Origin of the sequence: Rickettsia gravesii BWI-1 (assembly GCF_000485845.1) — a bacterium.
GTDB lineage: Bacteria > Pseudomonadota > Alphaproteobacteria > Rickettsiales > Rickettsiaceae > Rickettsia > Rickettsia rickettsii.
In genome coordinates this window covers 57,906-64,232 of the sequence record NZ_AWXL01000005.1, presented here as the reverse complement: position 1 = coordinate 64,232, position 6,327 = coordinate 57,906, and the positions used below count along the sequence as shown (strand labels likewise).

Sequence of the window (6,327 nt, the reverse complement as noted above, 5' to 3'; positions counted from 1 at the left end):
AACCGCCTCGAAAAATTATTGAAATAGCAAATAAAAACCCTAATAACCAAGCTTCACTAGAGAATGTTGTAAAAGCTGCTAAAGCTATACCAAAAAGCAAAGATGAAGTAGAAGAAAAAATAACAGAACTAAAAAGTAATATTGAAAGTGCAATTCCACAAGATATAAATATTGACAAATTAAACTCTGTAAAGAATACTATTTCTGGTAATCTAAATGAAGTAAAACAGAATTATTAAAAGTATTAAATCCGGAAGCTCTTGTGACGAAAAGATCGAATCCTTATGTAAAGCAGCAGAAAAAGCTACGGAAATTGCAAGCGACATAAAAAAAATAGTAGGAGTAATACCAGAAAGTCAAGAACTCGGAAATGTTATAAGTCTAACAATAAAAACTAACTTATTACCGCCTCCGGTCTTAGCAATTGCAAAGCTAACTCCTGATATAGCTAACTTAGTTAATATAGGTAAAGCAGTGGTTACTATACTTTCTAAAACACACAACTTAACTCAACAACAAGGAAGGGCAAAATAGTGTCTAATTCTAATACTCATATTTTAATTGCCATAGGTTGCTTAGCATTATTATTAATATTTTTAATGTATAAGAAAATAGCAGCACGTAAAAAAAATATATTACCTACTGAAGGAGGTAATATTGATGATTCGCCAAATGTTGCCCTTAATAGTCAAAAACCAGAAAATAACAAGCTGACATTACAAGAAAGAATAGAACTATCTTGGAAATTCCTTTATAACATCACGGAAGTTATTTTAAATAAATTCTCTAAAGAAGATGTTATTCAAGTGAATAAATGCGGTCAAGTTTTATTTGAAAATGGCGTTAGATATGAACATGTAGTCGATCTTGCAATCCCTCAAGTTAAGTCTCATACTCAAGCAGTTGAACAAGAACAATCTAAAGGAAAAAAAGCCTTAGGGGTATAACTCTTTTCTTTGAAAAGTAGTATTTTATACTTTTCTTTAAAGCATGTTTAAAATCAATTATGTTTTTTATCCTTTACTTATATACTAATATAACTATTTAGGAGTTTATTCCTAAATAGTAAGCTTTTTTAGGAATAAACTCCAATTAAGTTAGATTATAAAAGGCAGCATTCTTAGCTAAATAGGTAAATTTTATTTAAACTATGTCTAATATATATCTTGTTACTATATCGTTTAATAAAAGTAAGCAATTCTTATTAAAGGATTACGGAAAGGCTTAGCATTTACTTTGTAGTTTTATCGGTTCTTTATACCAAAACGGTAATATATTAAATAATGAAGAATTTTTTAGTCCTACAAAAAATAAATTGGTTTTTTATGCAGTAATTCCTAATAAAGATGCTTTGCATGCTTCACATTTAAGCTATCATGCATTGAAAGATAAAGATGAATTAGAGCAATTGGGCGTAATAATTAGTTATAAAATAACAGCAGACTATGTTAGTGAAACACCTATTGATATCGAAAAAAATATTGAAAATGCAAAATTTCTCTATTTATATCCTATTTCATGGTCAAAAGCTTATGAAGAGCAGCTTGTATCACGTATAGATGAGGGAAGATATCTACCTTTATATATAATAAATGATAAAGACCAATATCTCGGAGGAACAATTACTTCTTGGCAAAATGATTATGCGGCAGCTTACAGCTTATGGCTTTTAAGCTATAAACATTAGAACCTTTAATGGAAAAACAATTAGCAGAATTAGATAGTGATATTTCTATAAAAGGAAGAAAAATTAGTAAGCGAATACAAAAATGTTTAAAAAAGAAAGTTTTTTATCCTATAGCAGAACCGATATCAGGAAATTCCTATGCACATTCTAATTATTCAAATTGTCCATCTTGTAAAAAAGAGTGGCAATTCAAAACAACATTTCATGAAATATTTGATTATAAATGTAATAAATGCCCTTTATTAGGTTATGAACTTCATAGTTAGCTTTTTGTTGCCTAGAGGTACCTTACATATTCTTAATAACGCCGGTTTAAACAAATCCGTTAACTTGATGCTCCCAGAGTACCTTAAAAGTGCCGTCTTCTACGATCTTGCCTTTATCCATAACAATAATTCTATCCATATGCTTGATAGTAGATAATCTGTAGGCTATAGCAATTATCGTTACATTCTCAATATCAAGCATGGTATTAATAGATTTTTGTACTTCTTGCTCTGTATGGCTATCAAGACTTGAAGTTGCTTCATCTAAAACCAAAATCGGAGCGTTTTTAAAAATAGCACGGGCAATTGCTATACGTTGTCTCTGTCCGCCACTTAGCTTTACTCCTCTCTCACCGACAATGGTGTTATATTTTTCCGGTAAACTTTCGATAAATTCATGGATATTTGCAGCTTTGGCGGCATTTTCTATTTCCCAAGGCAAAGCATTCTCTTTTGCATATCCGATATTCTTACCTACTGAGCGATGAAAAAGCATAATATCTTGAGGAATTAATGATATCTGCTCCCACAGGCTGTCAGAGGAAGTATCGTAAAGACTTTGGTTATCGATTATAATATCGCCAATTCCGGCTTTAAAATTTTTCAATAATAATGCAATTAAAGTGGATTTACCGCTACCTAAATGCCCGACAATACCCACTTTCTCACCGGCTTTAATATGCAAATTAAGAGACTGGAATACACTACTCCCCTTTTTATAAGCAAACTATATATCCTTAAATATAATCTCTCCTTTGAAGATTTTTAATTCAGCAGCATTTTCTTTATCTATAGTATCTTGTGAGATTTGCATGATTGTAAAGGCGGAGCGAAATGCTGCTATATCTTCTAAAAAGTCTTTAAGTTCCATAGTGGCATGCCACGAATTTTCAGTAACTAAAAAAGTAAGGGACATAATAAAAGCAATATCGCCGATACTAATTTCACCAAGATTACGTAAATGAATTACATACACAAATACACCTGTTAAATATACCCAATATACTAAACTGAGTATTATACAAATAATTAAATCATATTTGTAATATTTTATTGCTAGAGGGTTATGTACATTATGGTAATAATCATTTACTTTATTTAATTCTCGCTGCTTTGCTGCAAATGAAAAAATATTAAAGATGTTTGTAATACAATCAGCTACTATACCAAGAATCTTGCTTATCTTGTTCCATTTTAGCAAGTTTAGTAAAAAACTGTAAAGCAAGCGGTAAGTCAATAGCCATAAAGGTACTAATGACAACAAATACTTTAATATTAGTAAGACCCAGTGCAATACCGAAAAGCAAGGTAATTAATAACGGTTTGCTTAATTGATACTCGATTGCTTGGTGCATTTTATAATAATTATCACCTATGCCCCGTACTCTTCCGACGATAGAACCGGAAAGGTTATTTTGAAAATAAGTATACGGCAAATTAAAACAGTGATTACATATTTTATTCATCATGCCTTGAAAGATATGAGGCATTGTTTTAAGTTGTGCAAAGTTATGAGCACGCCAAGTACCATCAAGTATAGCTTGTGCTGCTACAAACCATATTATCGGTTTATAACTTTGAGCAAATATAATCTTTTCATTTTGGGTAAATAAATCAAGCAAAAGCCTTACGGCATAATTATATATAATAGGATGAAAGCCGCTTGCAATAGGCCCAAGCATCATAACAAAATACCAATATTTATACGGCTTTATAACAGACCATAAAAAAGAAACAGGATAAGTTTTGATTTTCATAAGTTGAAAAATGTATGTTATTCTTAGATAAAAGCGGCCTTATTACATGGCCCGTTTCATATCATACCTGCGTGCCCTTGTTGCATGACTCTTATGTCATTCCCGCAAAAGCAGGAATCCAGTACCTTAAAGCTTTATTTGAAAAGTAAAATTTATAAAAAAATCTTGGTCTAAAAGATTTTTTTGGAAAGCTCGATTTATCTCGCTTTACCCTGGATTCCCGCCTTCGCGGGAATGACATCGATCCTTAAGTGGTCACCCATGTGCGATCAACGGAATGACATTATTGTAGATAATCTATTAATACATTAGTATCAAAGGTAGCTTTCATTCGTTCCACTCATTACGTAATTTAGCCTGATATTCTAAACTATCTAGATTTTTATCTTTCCAGAGTCCAAAAGCGTTTTCAAATGCCTTATTATTGTGATCATTACTAGCAACGTAACTAGTTAAAGCTTGCCCAATAATTTTATCTCTTGATATTTTTTTCTTGGATAGTTTATCTAGAATTTTAATTTGCGAATCAGCTATATTAATAATAGTTCTCACATAATCTCTTTAGGATTTTTTCCTAATTGAGATATCATATCCCTATGATACGTATTATTATCTTATATCATCCTTGAGATTTAAAATCTACAAATATTTCTCATTCTCTCCTTTAACCACAGCTATTAACTGCTCAACCGATAATACTTCTTGGTCAGTAGTTCCGAGCCTTCTAATCGCTACTTGTTTATTTTCTTGCTCCTGTTTACCGATTACTGCAATCATCGGTATTTTTTGATTAGAAAACTCACGAATCTTATAGTTAATTTTATCAGGTGAGATATTAAAATCCGTTCTTACCCCGTTATCAATTAAAGCTTTCTGCACTTCCAAAGCGTAATAGTTCAAATCGCTGGTAATAGTTGCAATAGCAACCTGCACTGGTGCAAGCCAAAGCGGAAACCTACCTGCATATTCTTCGATCAATATACCAATAAAACGCTCAAGTGAGCCAAGGATCGCTCTATGTAGCATTACGGGTCTTTTTTTCTCTCCGCTTGCTGCAACATAGCTAGCGTCTAACCGCTCCGGCAAAACAAAATCCATCTGAAGCGTACCGCATTGCCATTGCCGCCCTATCGCATCGGTTAATACAAACTCAAGCTTCGGACCGTAAAATGCCCCCTCGCCCGGATTTAGTGTATAAGTAAACCCTGCTTGTTCTACTGCTTCTTTTAAAGCATTCTCAGCCTTATCCCAAACTTCATCGCTCCCTGCTCTGATTTCAGGACGATCAGAGAATTTTACCTTTATATCAGTAAAACCGAAATCCTTATAAACTTCAGTCAGTAATTTACAAAAACTAACCGTTTCATCGGTAATTTGTTCCGCAGCACAAAATATATGTGCATCGTCTTGCACTAAACTCCGCACCCTCATTAAACCGTGCAACGCACCGGACGCCTCATTACGATGGCACAAACCAAACTCCGACATACGAAGAGGTAAATCACGATAACTCTTGATACCTTGTTTGAAAATCTGCACGTGGCAAGGGCAGTTCATCGGCTTCAAAGCTAATGTCCTATCGTCTGTTTCTAACGCAAACATATCATCACGAAACTTTTCCCAATGTCCTGAAGCCTCCCAAAGGCTTTTATCAACCAAAACAGGAGTCTTAACTTCGGTATAACCGTTTTTACGAATCTTTTTCCTAATATACTGCTCAATGGTATTATATATACTCCAGCCTTTATCATGCCAAAATACCATTCCTTGAGCTTCTTCTTGGAAGTGGAATAAATCAAGCTCACGCCCAAGCTTTCTATGATCACGCTTTTCAGCTTCTTCAAGCATCAAGAGGTAACTATCTAGCTGCTCCTTCGTGGCCCAAGCAGTGCCGTATATACGCTGCAACATCTCATTACGACTATCACCTCGCCAATACGCTCCTGCAACTTTCATCAACTTAAAATGCTTAACAACCCCTGTAGAAGGAGCATGCGGACCTCGGCATAGATCAATAAAATTACCTTGCCTGTATAAAGTAATTGGCTCACCTGCCGGAATTGAAGCAATAATTTCGGCTTTATAATGCTCTCCTATCGATTTAAAAAACTCTACGGCTTTATCCCTATCCCATAGCTCTCTTGTTACTTTCTCATTCTTTTGTGAAAGTTCTTGCATTTTAGCTTCTATAACGGCTAAATCATCAGTGGTAAAAGGTTTATCACGAGCAAAATCGTAATAATAACCGTTTTCAATTGCAGGACCAATCGTTACCTGAGTTTCAGGGAATAGTTCCTTTACTGCTTCTGCTGTTAAATGTGCCGCATCGTGCCTTATTATCTCGAGACATTCAGGATCTTTCGCGGTTAAAATACGAAGCTTGCAATCATTTTCAATTACGATACTTAAGTCTTGAAGCTCACCGTTTATTTCAGCAACCATTGCTGCTTTAGCAAGTGACATTGAAATTGCATTTGCTACTTCATAGGCGGTAATGTTTTTTGCAAATTGTTTTATACTCCCATCGGGAAAGGAAATATTAATCATTCTTTTATAACTTATTTTTTCTTCAAATTTTTTACTTGTAGACCTTATCTCGTAGCTCTTATGTCATTCC

Annotated in this window: 8 protein-coding genes and 1 pseudogene; 4 read left to right on the top strand and 5 right to left on the bottom strand. The window is 33.9% G+C overall.

The window, feature by feature from the left end; translation table 11 throughout:
- The 4 genes and pseudogenes from RGRA_RS14240 to RGRA_RS14050 all read left to right on the top strand — a co-directional run.
- Positions 1 to 534 (top strand): annotated as a pseudogene (locus RGRA_RS14240) (hypothetical protein); the annotation flags it as partial.
- Complete coding sequence (locus RGRA_RS0102145; protein ID WP_017443260.1) at positions 534 to 947, top strand: DUF2660 domain-containing protein; 414 nt, start codon at positions 534 to 536, stop codon at positions 945 to 947. The pseudogene RGRA_RS14240 and the gene RGRA_RS0102145, both read left to right, overlap by 1 nt.
- A 299-nt stretch (positions 948 to 1,246) precedes the next feature.
- Positions 1,247 to 1,687, top strand: a complete 441-nt coding sequence (locus tag RGRA_RS14055; protein ID WP_330216857.1) for a DUF2310 family Zn-ribbon-containing protein — start codon at positions 1,247 to 1,249, stop codon at positions 1,685 to 1,687.
- Positions 1,688 to 1,695: 8 nt separating this feature from the next.
- A complete protein-coding gene (locus RGRA_RS14050; protein ID WP_017443258.1) occupies positions 1,696 to 1,953 on the top strand; it encodes a DUF2310 family Zn-ribbon-containing protein in 258 nt (85 codons plus the stop codon).
- A 46-nt stretch (positions 1,954 to 1,999) separates the two neighbouring features.
- Here RGRA_RS14050 and RGRA_RS0102130 read toward each other — a convergent pair whose 3' ends face one another.
- From RGRA_RS0102130 to thrS, 5 genes are all read right to left on the bottom strand, one after another.
- The gene (locus tag RGRA_RS0102130; protein ID WP_084520541.1) at positions 2,000 to 2,638 is read right to left on the bottom strand and encodes an ABC transporter ATP-binding protein; all 639 of its coding nucleotides are present in this window, start codon (positions 2,636 to 2,638) and stop codon (positions 2,000 to 2,002) included.
- Positions 2,639 to 2,680: 42 nt separating this feature from the next.
- Positions 2,681 to 3,154, bottom strand: a complete 474-nt coding sequence (locus tag RGRA_RS13125) for an ABC transporter ATP-binding protein (protein ID WP_034419549.1) — start codon at positions 3,152 to 3,154, stop codon at positions 2,681 to 2,683.
- Complete coding sequence (locus RGRA_RS10230) at positions 3,108 to 3,710, bottom strand: ABC transporter ATP-binding protein (protein ID WP_024547242.1); 603 nt, start codon at positions 3,708 to 3,710, stop codon at positions 3,108 to 3,110. Before RGRA_RS10230 ends, RGRA_RS13125 begins: the two co-directional genes overlap by 47 nt.
- A gap of 327 nt (positions 3,711 to 4,037) precedes the next feature.
- Positions 4,038 to 4,262, bottom strand: coding sequence for a hypothetical protein (locus RGRA_RS0102115; protein ID WP_017443257.1), 225 nt, complete (start codon positions 4,260 to 4,262; stop codon positions 4,038 to 4,040).
- A gap of 87 nt (positions 4,263 to 4,349) precedes the next feature.
- A complete protein-coding gene (thrS, locus tag RGRA_RS0102110; protein WP_017443256.1) occupies positions 4,350 to 6,257 on the bottom strand; it encodes a threonine--tRNA ligase in 1,908 nt (635 codons plus the stop codon).
- Positions 6,258 to 6,327: the final 70 nt, after the last annotated feature.

Coding starts and splice junctions, on each gene's coding strand:
- RGRA_RS14050 (WP_017443258.1), top strand. CDS start 1,696: ATGGAAAAACAATTAGCAGAATTAGATAGTGATATTTCTATAAAAGGA.
- RGRA_RS10230 (WP_024547242.1), bottom strand. CDS start 3,710: ATGAAAATCAAAACTTATCCTGTTTCTTTTTTATGGTCTGTTATAAAG.
- thrS (WP_017443256.1), bottom strand. CDS start 6,257: ATGATTAATATTTCCTTTCCCGATGGGAGTATAAAACAATTTGCAAAA.